Source organism: uncultured Pseudoteredinibacter sp., assembly GCF_947500695.1.
Lineage (GTDB): Bacteria > Pseudomonadota > Gammaproteobacteria > Pseudomonadales > Cellvibrionaceae > Pseudoteredinibacter.
This window is the reverse complement of sequence record NZ_CANMSS010000008.1, coordinates 138,886-152,134: the sequence shown is the minus strand read 5'-3', so window position 1 is coordinate 152,134 and position 13,249 is coordinate 138,886. Positions and strand designations below refer to the sequence as shown.

The following is a 13,249-nucleotide window of genomic DNA, read 5'->3' as shown; positions in this document are numbered from 1 at the left end:
AATGAAAATCCATGCCAGCGACAACAAGTGATCTTCTTCTGAATAGTCTGTCATCGGTCAACCCGACGCCAAAGAACTCGTCTCGACAAACAGCTGGTACGAGCTTCTCTGAGCACTGGGCTGCGCAATCTCAGTTAGGGCAACAGACAGGCAGTGCCAGCGCTTCTGAGTTAGGAGAAGGGCCTGATTATTCGCGCCGCCAAGCCAATGATAACTCTAGAGATAAAAGTGATTCGGCTAATAGTAGCAGAGAATTGGACCACTCCCGAAATCGCAGCAACCATCGGCAGGACGTTTCGTCCAGTCGACGAGACAATGATCGCGCTGACAATCACCGGGCGCAGCCTGCTCAAGAAAAGCCTGATGGGGCTGTTGGAAGATCGGAAAAGCTGAATCGTTCAGAAGAAACCGAGCGCGGCACAGAGAGCGGAGCGGGCAAGCCAAACGAAACAAAAAGTGAACCCCAGTCAAATGAAGTGCCGTTAGTGCCTGATGAGACAACATACGGCGATATGAGTTCTGAGGAAAAATTTATTCTGGCCTTGCTTGGGGTGTCGATTCCTGAGTCCTCGGTCGAATCTGATACTATGACTACTAGCGATGAATTGCCCACTGGAGAAGATCTAGGGTTGGATTCGGGGGCTATATTATTTTCTGGTGAAAATACGGAAGTAGAGCTTGATGCCGAGGCGCTTGCGGTGGTTGAACTGCCAGATGATCAGCCGCTTACTGAAGAATCACAAACAGGGGATTTGATCCTAGATGACTCTTCGCTTTTACAAGCCGCAGCACCTGCAGCAACTGTTCAGGCTTCTGAAACAAACAGCGTCAAAACCATTGATGCGGAGCTGGCGGCTAAGCTAGCAAGCATAAACCGGCAGAATCAAAGCTCATCCATTTTGCCAGAGACCAGCAACAACCCAACGGAAGAGGGTGCTGAGGAACTAGCGTCTGACTTGAGTCTGTCTACCGTAAGCGATCCAAAACTAAAAAGCGCGAGTGCTGAGCTGGCGCCGATTTCAAAATTAACCACTAATCAGCTATTTAAGGAAGTATCAAGTGCCCCGAGTGCTAGCGCATATGGAGAAAGCACGGGTGTGAGCCATAGTCAAAGCCTAGGCCGAACCAGCGGTATGGAGCATAGTTTTCAGTTACAGCGCGGAGCCGATGTACAAGGTCGCAGTACCATGCAATCTGATATTGCTCAGCCCCAGTGGAAAGCTGAAATAGCTGAAAAGGTCGCCTGGTTCTCAGCTAGAAATATATCCAAAGCGGAAATACGTCTTGATCCTCCTGAGCTGGGAAGCTTGCAGATCAAAATTCAATTAAATCAGGAGCAGGCCCAGGTTAGTTTCAATAGCCCCCATGCCAGTGTGCGCGAAGCGTTGGATCAAAGCTCAAGCCGTTTGCGTGAAATGTTTCAAGAACAAGGCTTGAACCTTGCGGATGTAAACGTTGGCGGTGAAGGCGCGCAACAGCATTCTGAGGGTGACTCTGGTGGTTCGCGCGCAGCTTTTGATGATGATTTGGTCGAAACTGAAGCGGTTCAGCAGCCTTTGCGGCAGTCGCTTTCTCTGGTGGATTCGTATGTTTAAGTGCCATATTGGCGCTGTGTTTGTTTAATTTAACCGTCTCCAAAGCTCCTTCAGTAGCCTCCTTGTTAGCGATACCTCTGACTTGCTAGCAGGGGGCTTCTCAATTCCTTAATTGCCATCAAAGCCAGACTTCAGATTGCACATAAAAGCACAATCGACGCTGATATATGCTCATTGAACTATGCTGAAAGAGAGTAAGAAGCCCTAGGCAAAATAATGGCACGGCTCTTGCTCAACTATATGCGTAATCCAAGAAGTGACTGGAAATTGACGGAGAGCCCATGGCTGAAGAAAACGAATCCTCTGGCGGCGGAAAAAAGAAACTCATCATCTTTATTGTGTTGGGCTTGGTATTGATTGGCGCCTCAGTCGGTGGAACCTTGTTTGCATTGGGCTTCTTTGATGAAGCAAAGACAGAACAAACAGAAGAGGGTGAAGGTGAAGGCGAAGAAAATTCAGAGGAGGCTGAGGAAGGCGAAGAAGGCGATGAAATGGAAGCCGCTGAGCCGACTCCGTCGGCCATCTACTTGCCGCTCAAGCCTGCCATTATCGTAAATTTTGAAGCGCGTGGGCGTCAGCGTTACCTTCAGGCTGAGGTGACCTTAATGATGCGTACTGATCAGGCTCTATCTGCTGCAGAGCTGCATATGCCGATGATTCGCAACGCCTTGGTGATGCTGTTCAGCGGACAGATCTATGAAGAGTTGCAAACACCAGAAGGCAAAGAGCTGGTACGTCAATTGGCGCTGGAAGAAGTTCAAACCATGATGGACAGAGAAATTGGTGAGCCTGGCGTCGAGCAGGTTTTGTTTACCAACTTTGTTATGCAATAAATCATCAGCGAGCAGCGAGTGTATTCATAATGCAAGATTTACTCTCACAAGACGAAATTGATGCCTTATTGCATGGTGTTGATGATGGCGAAGTCGAGACCGAAGTCGAGGTTGAAGAAGGCGATGTTGTCCTCTATGACTTAACCGCACAAGACCGCATTGTTCGCGGTCGAATGCCATCGCTTGAGATGATTAATGAGCGTTTTGCGCGTTATACCCGGATCAGTGTTTTCAATCTCTTACGCCGATCCGCAGAGGTTTCTGTTGGCGGCATGCAAACCATGAAGTTTGGTGAGTATGTTCATACGCTGTACGTGCCAACCAGTCTGAATATGCTTAAGTTCCGCCCCTTGCGCGGCACTGGTCTTATTATTCTCGATGCCAAGCTGGTCTTTAAATTGGTGGATAACTTCTTTGGTGGTGATGGGCGCCACGCCAAAATTGAAGGGCGAGAATTTACCCCAACTGAGCTGCGTGTAGTGCAGATGGTGGTAGATCAATGCTTGATGGACCTAGCGGAAGCCTGGCGAGCCGTTATGCCGGTAGAGCTTGAGTTCTTAAACGCCGAAGTAAACCCGGCGATGACCAATATTGTTGGCCCGAATGAAATCGTTGTGGTGAGTAAGTTTCATGTCGAGCTGGATGGTGGTGGTGGTGAAATGCACATCACTATTCCTTACTCAATGCTGGAGCCGATCCGAGATCTGTTGGATAACAGCGCTCAAAGTGAAGCGGATGAAACTGATTCGCGTTGGGTGAAATCCATGCAGTCAGAGGTATTACAAGCCAGCGTTAACTTAGAGTGTGACATTGTTAGAAAGTCTCTATTACTGAGGGACGTGATGGATTTAAAACCTGGCGATGTTATCCCAATTGAACTGCCCGAAGAGCATGTGGTGACGGCGAATGGTGTGCCGGTTTTTCGCAGCACTTTGGGGCAATCGCGGGGAAATCTCTCTATGCGCATTGAAGGTGTTGTTGAGAATAAAGACGAAGAAACGGCAGACTTGTTGCGCATTGCTGGGGTAAGCACTGCAAGTGAAGAATTTAGTGAAGATCTTAATAAGGCTTCAGCCTAAGCGTAAAACAGGCAAATTGCCTAAGAGGTGGAGAAAACCATGAGTGATGACGATCAGAATGATTCGGGTGATGTAAATCAGGACGACATGGCTGATGAGTGGGCGGCGGCAATGGATGAGGCCGGCGAAACAGGCGGTGATGTTGAAGATGATTGGGCTGCGGCAATGGCAGAAGCGGGTGTCAGTGAAGAAGAGGCTGAGCCAGAACCTGAGCCTGCAGCTGACCCTATGCCATTACAGGATTTTTCGGCGCCCGCTGGTGGCTCGGCAGAACAACCAGACTTGCAAGTGGTTCTGGATATTCCCGTTTCTATGTCAATGGAGGTAGGCCAAACATCTATATCCATTAGAAACCTATTACAGCTGACCCAAGGCTCAGTGATTGAACTCGATCGTTTAGCCGGAGAGCCCTTAGATGTCTTGGTTAACGGAACCTTGATTGCTCACGGTGAAGTTGTGGTGGTCAATGAGAAGTTTGGCATTCGGATGACCGATGTAATCAGTCCACAAGAAAGAATAGCGCGTCTGCGATAGTAACTATCGGATGCGATTGAAGGAGTTTCAGAGATGAATTTCGCAAGTAACAAGTTTGGTCTTCAAATAAAGCTGTTTTGTACGATTTCTTGTGCACCGATATTGGCGCTTGCGGAACAAGCTGCTGTCGAGCAGCCAATTGCTAATATGCCCAGTGCCTCAACTCAACTACTGCAGGTATTTGTTGCGCTTGGATTTGTTCTTGCGATTATTTATGCCTTGGCATGGTTTCTAAAGCGTTTTTCGAACCAAAGTAGTCTCTCGGCCAGCCCGATCAAGGTGCTAAACAGTACCAGTATGGGGACCCGAGAAAAACTAGTGCTGGCGGAAGTTAATGGGCAGCAAATCTTGCTGGGTGTCACAGCGCACTCGATTAACGCTTTACACAGCTTTGAGCAACAGAGTATCCCTGAGCGCGTAGTAGAAAATCCAGAAGCTGTGGTTGATTTTAAGGCTAAGCTGGCGGGTTTAATGGCAGTCAATAAAAAGCCTGTTTAGGGCAGGATGAGCAACAAAGCCGGTAGAACTGATATTTACAAAGAGCTGCTATTTTAAAAGATTCACTATGCTAAAACAGATCCTAGACCGACTAATTCAACAAGCGCTGCCATTGTGTCGACTATGTGTATTGGTTTTTACAATGTCACTCGCTTGTGTAGGGCTGAGTGTTGCACAGCAAAGCGAAGAAACTTCACTGCAAGGTTCCGACGTGGCCACAGTGGCGCAAATCGCCAGTGAAGAGCTTAAAAGCAGTGAGCCTAGCGCGGCTAATATTCCACTCAAATCGATCCCAGGCTTACCTGCCTTAACCGTTACTACGAACCCAGATGGTAGTGAAGACTATACGGTAAGCCTACAGATCCTGGCGATCATGACAGGGCTTACTCTGTTGCCAGCACTGCTGATGATGATGACTTCTTTCACTCGCATCATCATTGTTTTTGCTATTTTGCGACAAGCTTTGGGCTTGCAGCAGTCGCCTTCGAATCAAATCTTAATTGGTTTGTCATTGTTCTTGACCATGTTCATTATGACGCCGGTGTTTGAGGTGGTAAATGAGCAAGCCTTACAGCCCTATATCGAAGAGAAGATGACTTCTCGTCAAGCATTGGAAGCGGCAAGAGAGCCGATTCACCAGTTTATGCTGGCGCAAACTCGTGAGTCTGATATTGATTTGTTTATGCGAATTGCGCAAAAGCCACCAGTGGCTACGCCTACCGAGATTCCATTGAATATTCTCATTCCGGCCTTTGTCACCAGTGAGCTAAAAACCGCTTTCCAGATTGGATTTATTATTTTCATTCCGTTCTTGGTTATCGATATTGTTGTAGCCAGTGTCTTGATGGCCATGGGTATGATGATGTTATCACCGCTGATTATTTCATTGCCGTTTAAAATTATGCTGTTTGTGCTGGTCGATGGCTGGGCGATGCTTATTGGCACCTTAGCTGCCAGCTACGGATATTGAGGAGCTTACTATGACCCCTGAGCTCGTAATGGATATACTTGGTGATGCGCTCTACTTAATTGTGTTAATCGTTTCTGTCATTGTAGGGCCGAGCTTGGCAGTTGGCCTTTTGGTTAGCATGTTTCAGGCCGCCACGCAGATTAACGAACAAACCTTGAGCTTTTTACCTCGATTACTGATCACACTTGCGACAATCATGGTGGGTGGTAGTTGGTTAATTACCAAGTTTACTGATCTTTTTGATCGTCTTTTTACCAATATTCCCTTGATGATTGGCTAAGCTGTGGAGGTTATTAGCGAACAGCAGATCCTTCAGTTTGTTGGCCAGTATATTTGGCCGCTGACTAGAATAAGTGGTGTGTTGTTGGCTATGCCTTTGATTGGCGCGAGAGTTGTTCCTGCCAGAGTTAGATTGGCTTTGGCCTTCGCGCTGGCTGTTTTGGTCACGCCGCTTTTACCTCCAATGCCCGAAGTTAAACTGATGTCCTTGCAGATGATGGTGATCAGCATGCAGCAGCTTGTCATCGGTTTGGCGATGGGTTTTTCACTGCAGGTGTTTATGCAGATCTTTGTCTTAGGTGGCCAAGTAATTGCGGGAAAATTAGGTCTAGGTTTCGCGGCCATGAATGATCCTTCTACTGGCGTTAGCATACCCTTAATTTCTCAGTTCTATTCGATTACCGTGACTTTGTTGTTCTTTGCCGTTGATGCGCATTTATTGGTTATTGAGGCATTAACCGCCAGTTTTTATTCAATCCCAATTGGAACTGTAGGGCTAGATCGACAGGCTATCTTAATGATTATCGGATTGGGCAGCTGGATGTTCAGTTCATCCTTAGTCATCGCTTTGCCCTTGTTAACCGCCTTATTGGTAGTGAATTTAGCTTTTGGTGTGATGGGGCGAGCGGCACCTCAAATGAATATTTTTGCTGTTGGCTTTCCCTTAACCTTGGTATTTGGCTTATTTCTAATGTGGGTGTCCCTTGTTAGCTTCTTGCCAAATTTCAATACTTTTATGTATGAGGCTTTGCAGTTTTTGCAAAACCTCGTACAGAACCCTTAATTTCTTTCTGGAGGCAGCGACAGTATGGCTGAAGATTCCAGTCAGGAAAAAACAGAGGAACCCACGCCCAAACGGCTGGAAAAGGCCCGGGAGGAGGGCCAGGTTCCGCGATCGCGTGAACTGACAACTTCGGTGTTGCTATTGGGTGGCACTATTTGTTTGTTTATGTTGGGTGGCTATATTACCGAGCGTATGGAAGCTATTATGCGCTTCAATTTAAGCTTGGATCGTAATGTTGTCTTCGATACAAACTTGATGTTCACCCAGCTAGGTGAATCTATATACGATGGTTTGTACATCCTTGTTCCCATTTTTTCCGTGTTGGCCTTAGCCAGTATTATTGGTCCGATTTCCTTAGGTGGTTGGTTGTTCAGTGCCAAATCACTAGCGCCCAAAGGCAGTCGCATGAACCCCTTGTCGGGCTTAAAGCGTATGTTTGGCGTTAAAGGATTGATGGAACTACTTAAGAGCGTTGGTAAAGTATCGGTTATTCTTATTCTTCTTATCGTTATATTACTGGCGCAACAAGAAGATATTTTGCGTTTGGCATACCAGGACGTAAATGTAGCCCTCGAAAACTCCATGGTCTTGTCTGGGATTGCAGCCATTATCTTGGCGGCTTCCACCATTCTTATTGCCATTGTCGATGTTCCTTTTCAGATATGGGATAACTCCCGCAAGCTGAAGATGTCAATGCAGGAAATTAAGGATGAGATGAAGGACTCTGAGGGTAAGCCGGAAGTTAAGGGTAGGATTCGACAGCTGCAGCGCGAAATGGCTCAAAATAGAATGATGTCGAATGTGCCAGAGGCGGATGTAGTTATTACTAACCCAACTCACTTTGCCTGCGCCTTAAAATACGACCCCAATAATATGGCTACACCTGTTTTGCTTGCCAAGGGCGGCGATAATATAGCCTTTAAGATTCGTGAAATTGCCAAGGCCAATGGCGTTGAAATTATTGAATCTCCCCAGTTGGCAAGGGCGATTTTTTACACCACCGAAATTGACGATGCAATTCCTGCTGGCCTCTATATGGCGGTTGCGCAAGTATTGGCCTATGTCTTTGGCTTGAGAAACTTCCGACGCGGTCAGGGTGAAAGGCCAATGTTCCCAAAAGATGTGCCGATTCCGCCAGATATGCGTTACGACAAATAAAATCACTATCCAAATAGCCTTTCTGGCTGTGGGGGCTAGCCCTGATGGGGTAGAATTCTTGTTGTGATATTCAGTTGCGATATTTACCCTTTCGGTGCTGGCAGTATTTGATAGTTTGCCCGCCTATCGACAAGACCCCATGAATCGCCCTAAAAAAAGTAAACAAAAGGCATCTTATGTTTCGCATCAGCTCAGTTATTGTCATCTTATTAATACTCTATTTTTGTTTCTGGCCGGTTCCGGTCGAGCCAATAGCTTGGCAAGCGCCTAAGGATCCTGGTTATCAGGAGATCTTTGAACAAAACCATAAACTTGCGGATCTAGAACATCTTGATATTGCTAAAGAACACGGCCCAGAGGATATGGATGCCGATGTGGAAGGAGCGATTTACGCCTCTGTTCATAGCGGTTGGGTCCTAAAAAAAGATCGAGGCTCGAACAGCTTTAAGCGCTGGGTGGATACCAAGGGTCGTCCATTGGGGATGGACTTTGATAGTGCTGGTAATTTGGTTGTTGCCGATGCCTATCGCGGTTTGCTGAGCATCGCAAAGGATAAAACCATCACGGTATTGACTGATCATATCGGCGATAGCCCAATTCTTTACGCCGATGATGTTGATATCGCGCCAGATGGCAAAATGTACTTCTCAGATGCATCTGTGCGTTTTGGTGCTGAAGTAAACGGCGGTACTTATGAGGCGAGCTTGCTCGATGTGATGGAACACTCGCGCTCGGGTAGAGTATTAGTTTATGACCCTGCAGATAAGAGCACCAAACTGCTTGTCGATGGATTAAGCTTTGCCAATGGCATTGCGATGGACCCAGCAGGGGAATTTATACTGATCAATGAAACCAGCGAATACCGTATTCATAAATACTGGATTGCGGGTGAAAGAGAAGGGCAGATGGAAGTCCTTATCGATAACCTACCTGGATTCCCGGACAATATCGTAACGGGGCAAGGTGGCCGTTTTTGGTTTGGTTTAGTCTCTCCACGCTTGCCCATTGTAGATGCTTTGGCCGATAAGCCTTGGCTGCGTAAAATGGTTCAACGCTTTCCTGCATTTGTAAGGCCGGCCGCGAAGTTTTATGGTCATGTTGTGGCGATAAACTCAGATGGCGAAGTTCAGGTTTCGCTGCAAGACCCAAGCGGCAATTATCCTGTTACCACAGGCGTTTTGGAAACTGATGATTATTTATACATCAGCAGTTTAATGGCGCCGGTTGCTGCCAGAGTCGAAAAGCGTGTCGACTTATTGGCACATAAAGGTACCGTGCAATAATCGACCAGTCAGACACTTTCTTGTTTGCCATAGAGATTTTCCAAAAGCCCGCTAGAGTCACTATTTAGCAGGCTGTTGAAAAACGTTTTCGAGGCAGTCAGCGCTAGGCAAAAACAAGCGAAAAAGCACAGTTTATATGTAATAAATGAGCATTTTGAGCTTGTTTTTAACAACGCGATGGCAACGCAGATAGTTTTTCAATAGCCTGCTAGCGGGCTTTTTTATTAGGTGGCAAAAATATTCCGCCCTGCGGCAATTTCGGTACACTTCTTGCGATACTCAATATTCAATCCATTTGAGTGTCAAAAAGCCGAATTATGCAGTTACCCAGTTTCGCCGATATCAGAGCCTTACCGCAGCAGTTCGATCGCGATACCGCCATCCACCAGGCGCGCAGCCTAAGCCAGGGTAACCTTGGTGTGCCACTGTTGTTGTTGATGCTGCTGGGCATGATGATTCTTCCGTTGCCGGCTTTTTTACTGGATTTGTTTTTCTCTTTTAATATCGCCTTGTCTATCGTGGTTTTATTGGTGGGTATCTATACGTTACGCCCCTTAGATTTCGCGGTGTTTCCTACCATTCTGTTGGTCGCCACCCTAATGCGCCTAGCGCTGAATGTGGCCTCTACTCGTGTCGTGCTGTTAGAAGGCCACAATGGTGGTGATGCGGCCGGTAAGGTGATTCAAGCCTTTGGTGAGGTGGTTATTGGTGGTAACTACGCGGTTGGTTTAATCATCTTTATCATTTTGATGATTATTAACTTCGTGGTGGTAACCAAGGGTGCTGGTCGAATCTCCGAAGTGAGTGCGCGTTTTACCTTGGATGCCATGCCGGGTAAACAAATGGCTATTGATGCTGATTTAAATGCTGGTTTGATCGATCAAGATCAAGCGCGCATTCGACGCGAAGAAGTTGCGGGTGAAGCCGACTTCTACGGGGCAATGGATGGTGCTAGTAAGTTTGTTCGTGGTGATGCAGTTGCTGGCATTCTAATTCTTGTTCTCAATGTTGTAGGTGGTCTTATCGTTGGCATGGCGCAGCATGAGCTGAGCTTTGCTGAGGCCGGTGAAAAATATGTATTGCTGACCATCGGTGATGGTTTGGTTGCCCAAATTCCTTCGCTGCTTTTGTCTACATCGGCCGCGATCATGGTCACCCGAGTTAACAGCTCTGAAGATATGCGTAGCCAGGTGATGGGGCAGATGTTTGACTCCCCCAAGGCTCTGGGCGTGGCGGCGGGTGTGTTGTTTTTGATGGGATCGATTCCTGGCATGCCACATTTCTCCTTTTTAAGTCTGGCCTTTGTGACTGGTACCGTGGCGTTTTTTATTCACAAGAGAAACACTGCCACAAAAGAGGGGGGCTCTGAGTCTACTGCTCGTTCTGCAGCACCAGCCTCGGCTGGGCAGGCTGGCGCTGGCGAATTGGTTCCTGTTGCTGGCGCTGTAGAGCCACCTGATATTAATGAAGAGATCAGCTGGGACGATGTGGTGCCTGTTGATGTGGTTGGCTTAGAGGTGGGCTATCGAATTATCCCATTGGTAGATACCAACCAAAATGGCGAGCTCTTGGGCCGTATTAAAGGTGTGCGTAAAAAGCTTTCTCAAGATGTCGGCTTTTTGATTCCTTCGGTGCATATTCGGGATAATCTAGACCTGAATCCAACCGCCTATAAAATTTCCCTAATGGGTGTCACTTTGGGTGAGGCAGAAGTCTATCCAGATTCATTCTTGGCCATCGACCCGGGTCAAGTTTTTGGCAAGCTAGAAGGTATTCAAACCCAAGACCCGGCCTTTGGTCTCGATGCGGTATGGATCGAAGAGTCCAAGAAAGATCACGCTCAAACCATGGGTTATACCGTGGTCGATGCAGCCACGGTTATTGCCACCCATTTAAATCAGATTCTACAAAAGCATGCTTATGAGCTATTAGGGCACGAAGATGTACAGAAGTTGCTGGATATCTTGAGTGAAAAGTCGCCCAAACTCGCTGAGGAATTGGTTCCCAACACCATTAGCTTGAACGTGCTTCTAAAAGTACTGCAGGGGCTTTTACAAGAAGGTGTATCCATTCGTGATATGCGCAGTATTGCCGAAGCGATCACCGCCAATTCTGATAAGAGTCAAGATCCCGTCGCTCTAAAAGCGGCGGCTAGAATCTCTTTGGCTCGCCAAATCGTGCAAGGCCTTGTGGGCTCTGAGCCAGAGCTGCCTGTTATGACTTTAGATCCACAGTTGGAACAGCTTTTGCTTGGTTCTGTACAGCAGGCACAAAAATCTGGCAACGATGATGGAGCGTTTATTGAGCCAGGTTTAGCAGAGCGTCTACAGCAAGCTCTGATTAATGCAGCACAGCAGCAAGAGCTGGCGGGCAAGCCCATCATTCTTTTAGTCGCTGCACCGCTTAGAGAATTGATGGTGAAATTTAACCGCTTCTCTGTGCCAGAAATGCGTGTTTTGGCTTATACCGAAATACCAGATAACAAACAGATTACGATTGAAATGGCCGTCAGCGTCGATGGCCCATAGATCGCAATTCACGATTAACCCGATGCTTCATTTGGCTGGGTGAGTAGGAGAGTACAATGCAAGTAAAGCGTTTTGTTGCAGCAGATATGAGACGTGCTTTGGAACTGGTGCGCCATGAGCTGGGCCCGGATGCCGTTATTCTTTCCAATCACCGCAATGAAAAGGGTGTAGAGGTGATGGCCTCATTGGAGCTGCCGCAAAAGCCAGCTCCAACTCCCACTAAACATCTACAGGATTCCCCTGCTGCCAATTACGATTTGCCGATGGCGAGCGATCAAGCTTGGCAGCAGCAAATGAACGGACAGCAGCTAGCGCAGCAAATGACTGGCGCCAGCATGGTGAGCGAACAAGCGCCTACGCGAGGTCAGGCCTCTGGTAAAACCCAAGAAGAGTTGGCTCAAGAGGTTGCCTCAGCGCGCGATAAAATGTTGGCGGCACGCCAGCGAGCTGAAACACAGGCTAGCAGAAACCAACGCCCCCAAGGGAGCGCGCAGCCAAATATTGCAGCTGTTAATGCCGTGGCCAGTGGCCCAGCAATTAACCATGCCAATAATGTAAACCCAAGTGAGGTGGCGGCACATTGGCAAGGTGGAAACACAGCCCAAGCAATGCCGCAGCCTCAATTACAAGTCGATCAGTACCCATTGCATAGCAATGTGCCGCATTCGCAAACCCGAGTGGATCATCGCGCAATGCAGGGCGAACTGCGCGCCCCTTCACATCCGGCTCCTGTTCAACCTCAGGCGATGGATGTTGATGACAAGATGAAACTGTTGATGTCTGAACTTTCGGATATGCGCAGTTTATTGGAAGAGCAGATCGCGCAAACCACTCATCAAAGTGGCGTCAAAAACCCAGTTGAAGATGCGGTACGTAGCCGTTTAGAAAAGTTAGGTTTGAGTCAGGGCGTTAGCAAACAGCTGCTAAATCGTTTGAGCCCAGGCCAAAGTATTTCAGATAGCTGGAACGAGGCGTTGTCCCATCTAACCCAGTCTATTCCCGTTTTGCCTAAAGATATTACGGAGCAGGGTGGTGTATTTGCCTTTGTTGGTCCAACCGGTGTGGGAAAAACCACCACCGTTGGAAAATTGGCAGCCCGCTACGTGATGAAGCATGGCCCGGAACAGGTGGCCTTGATCACTACCGATACTTATCGTATTGCTGCACATGATCAGCTACGTGCCTTAGGGGCGATTCTAAAAGTGCCTGTTAAAGTGGTTGAGGAAGATGAAAGTCTTAAGGACGTTATCGATAGCTTTAAACAGCGTTCCTTAATCCTGATTGATACTGCAGGTTTCCGTCATGGTGATCCAATGTTGCATCAGCAGCTCGCCTTGGTGCAGCAACACCGAGCTGTGCGCAGTTATTTGGTGATGGCGGCCAATAGCCAATGGCAAATGCTAAAAGCATCAGCCCATGCCTATGCTGGACGCGGTTTAAGTGGCGCGGTACTGAGTAAGTTAGATGAGACGACAGGTTTGGGTGAAGCCTTAAGTGTGGTGATCGAACATGATTTACCGCTTGCCTATAGCACCGATGGACAGAATATTCCGCAGGATATTGCTGTTGCTAGAAGCCAACATTTGATTTCATCGGCATTAGAACTTTCGGAAATGGATTCGCGACTGCTTAAACAGTCGGTGGAATTTTAATCAACAAAATACTGGCTTCGGAAAACTTTAATTTTTTTGGCCAAACGGCAGGATAA

General features: G+C 47.5%; 12 protein-coding genes. All 12 read left to right on the top strand.

Going from position 1 to position 13,249, the window contains the following annotated elements; translation table 11 throughout:
* Positions 1–11: 11 nt before the first annotated feature.
* The 12 genes from Q1A08_RS15005 to flhF all read left to right on the top strand — a co-directional run bounded on the left by Q1A08_RS15005 (position 12) and on the right by flhF (position 13,193).
* On the top strand, positions 12–1,595 hold the full coding sequence (locus tag Q1A08_RS15005; protein ID WP_299774338.1) for a flagellar hook-length control protein FliK: 1,584 nt from the start codon (positions 12–14) through the stop codon (positions 1,593–1,595).
* A gap of 281 nt (positions 1,596–1,876) precedes the next feature.
* The gene (locus tag Q1A08_RS15000) at positions 1,877–2,428 is read left to right on the top strand and encodes a flagellar basal body-associated FliL family protein (RefSeq protein ID WP_299774336.1); all 552 of its coding nucleotides are present in this window, start codon (positions 1,877–1,879) and stop codon (positions 2,426–2,428) included.
* Positions 2,429–2,457: 29 nt separating this feature from the next.
* On the top strand, positions 2,458–3,507 hold the full coding sequence (fliM, locus tag Q1A08_RS14995) for a flagellar motor switch protein FliM (RefSeq protein WP_299774334.1): 1,050 nt from the start codon (positions 2,458–2,460) through the stop codon (positions 3,505–3,507).
* A 39-nt stretch (positions 3,508–3,546) separates the two neighbouring features.
* Positions 3,547–4,041 (top strand): flagellar motor switch protein FliN, encoded by a 495-nt coding sequence (fliN, locus tag Q1A08_RS14990; RefSeq protein ID WP_299774332.1) that lies wholly within the window; start codon positions 3,547–3,549, stop codon positions 4,039–4,041.
* 33 nt (positions 4,042–4,074) lie between these two features.
* Entirely contained in the window at positions 4,075–4,539 is a 465-nt protein-coding gene (fliO, locus tag Q1A08_RS14985) for a flagellar biosynthetic protein FliO (protein WP_299774330.1), read from the top strand.
* Positions 4,540–4,606: 67 nt separating this feature from the next.
* Positions 4,607–5,509, top strand: coding sequence for a flagellar type III secretion system pore protein FliP (gene fliP, locus Q1A08_RS14980; protein ID WP_299774327.1), 903 nt, complete (start codon positions 4,607–4,609; stop codon positions 5,507–5,509).
* A 10-nt stretch (positions 5,510–5,519) separates the two neighbouring features.
* Positions 5,520–5,789, top strand: coding sequence for a flagellar biosynthetic protein FliQ (locus Q1A08_RS14975; RefSeq protein ID WP_299774326.1), 270 nt, complete (start codon positions 5,520–5,522; stop codon positions 5,787–5,789).
* Positions 5,790–5,792: 3 nt separating this feature from the next.
* Entirely contained in the window at positions 5,793–6,572 is a 780-nt protein-coding gene (gene fliR / locus Q1A08_RS14970) for a flagellar biosynthetic protein FliR (protein WP_299774324.1), read from the top strand.
* Between the two features lie 24 nt (positions 6,573–6,596).
* Complete coding sequence (gene flhB, locus Q1A08_RS14965; RefSeq protein ID WP_299774322.1) at positions 6,597–7,730, top strand: flagellar biosynthesis protein FlhB; 1,134 nt, start codon at positions 6,597–6,599, stop codon at positions 7,728–7,730.
* A gap of 176 nt (positions 7,731–7,906) precedes the next feature.
* Positions 7,907–9,013 (top strand): SMP-30/gluconolactonase/LRE family protein, encoded by a 1,107-nt coding sequence (locus Q1A08_RS14960; protein WP_299774320.1) that lies wholly within the window; start codon positions 7,907–7,909, stop codon positions 9,011–9,013.
* Positions 9,014–9,330: 317 nt separating this feature from the next.
* The gene (flhA, locus tag Q1A08_RS14955; RefSeq protein WP_299774318.1) at positions 9,331–11,541 is read left to right on the top strand and encodes a flagellar biosynthesis protein FlhA; all 2,211 of its coding nucleotides are present in this window, start codon (positions 9,331–9,333) and stop codon (positions 11,539–11,541) included.
* A 56-nt stretch (positions 11,542–11,597) separates the two neighbouring features.
* The gene (gene flhF, locus Q1A08_RS14950) at positions 11,598–13,193 is read left to right on the top strand and encodes a flagellar biosynthesis protein FlhF (RefSeq protein WP_299774316.1); all 1,596 of its coding nucleotides are present in this window, start codon (positions 11,598–11,600) and stop codon (positions 13,191–13,193) included.
* Positions 13,194–13,249: the final 56 nt, after the last annotated feature.

Bases quoted from the DNA above. Each gene is read 5' to 3' on its own strand.
- Q1A08_RS15005 (WP_299774338.1), top strand. From the start codon at position 12: ATGCCAGCGACAACAAGTGATCTTCTTCTGAATAGTCTGTCATCGGTC.
- Q1A08_RS15000 (WP_299774336.1), top strand. From the start codon at position 1,877: ATGGCTGAAGAAAACGAATCCTCTGGCGGCGGAAAAAAGAAACTCATC.
- fliM (WP_299774334.1), top strand. From the start codon at position 2,458: ATGCAAGATTTACTCTCACAAGACGAAATTGATGCCTTATTGCATGGT.
- fliN (WP_299774332.1), top strand. From the start codon at position 3,547: ATGAGTGATGACGATCAGAATGATTCGGGTGATGTAAATCAGGACGAC.
- fliO (WP_299774330.1), top strand. From the start codon at position 4,075: ATGAATTTCGCAAGTAACAAGTTTGGTCTTCAAATAAAGCTGTTTTGT.
- fliP (WP_299774327.1), top strand. From the start codon at position 4,607: ATGCTAAAACAGATCCTAGACCGACTAATTCAACAAGCGCTGCCATTG.
- Q1A08_RS14975 (WP_299774326.1), top strand. From the start codon at position 5,520: ATGACCCCTGAGCTCGTAATGGATATACTTGGTGATGCGCTCTACTTA.
- flhB (WP_299774322.1), top strand. From the start codon at position 6,597: ATGGCTGAAGATTCCAGTCAGGAAAAAACAGAGGAACCCACGCCCAAA.
- Q1A08_RS14960 (WP_299774320.1), top strand. From the start codon at position 7,907: ATGTTTCGCATCAGCTCAGTTATTGTCATCTTATTAATACTCTATTTT.
- flhA (WP_299774318.1), top strand. From the start codon at position 9,331: ATGCAGTTACCCAGTTTCGCCGATATCAGAGCCTTACCGCAGCAGTTC.
- flhF (WP_299774316.1), top strand. From the start codon at position 11,598: ATGCAAGTAAAGCGTTTTGTTGCAGCAGATATGAGACGTGCTTTGGAA.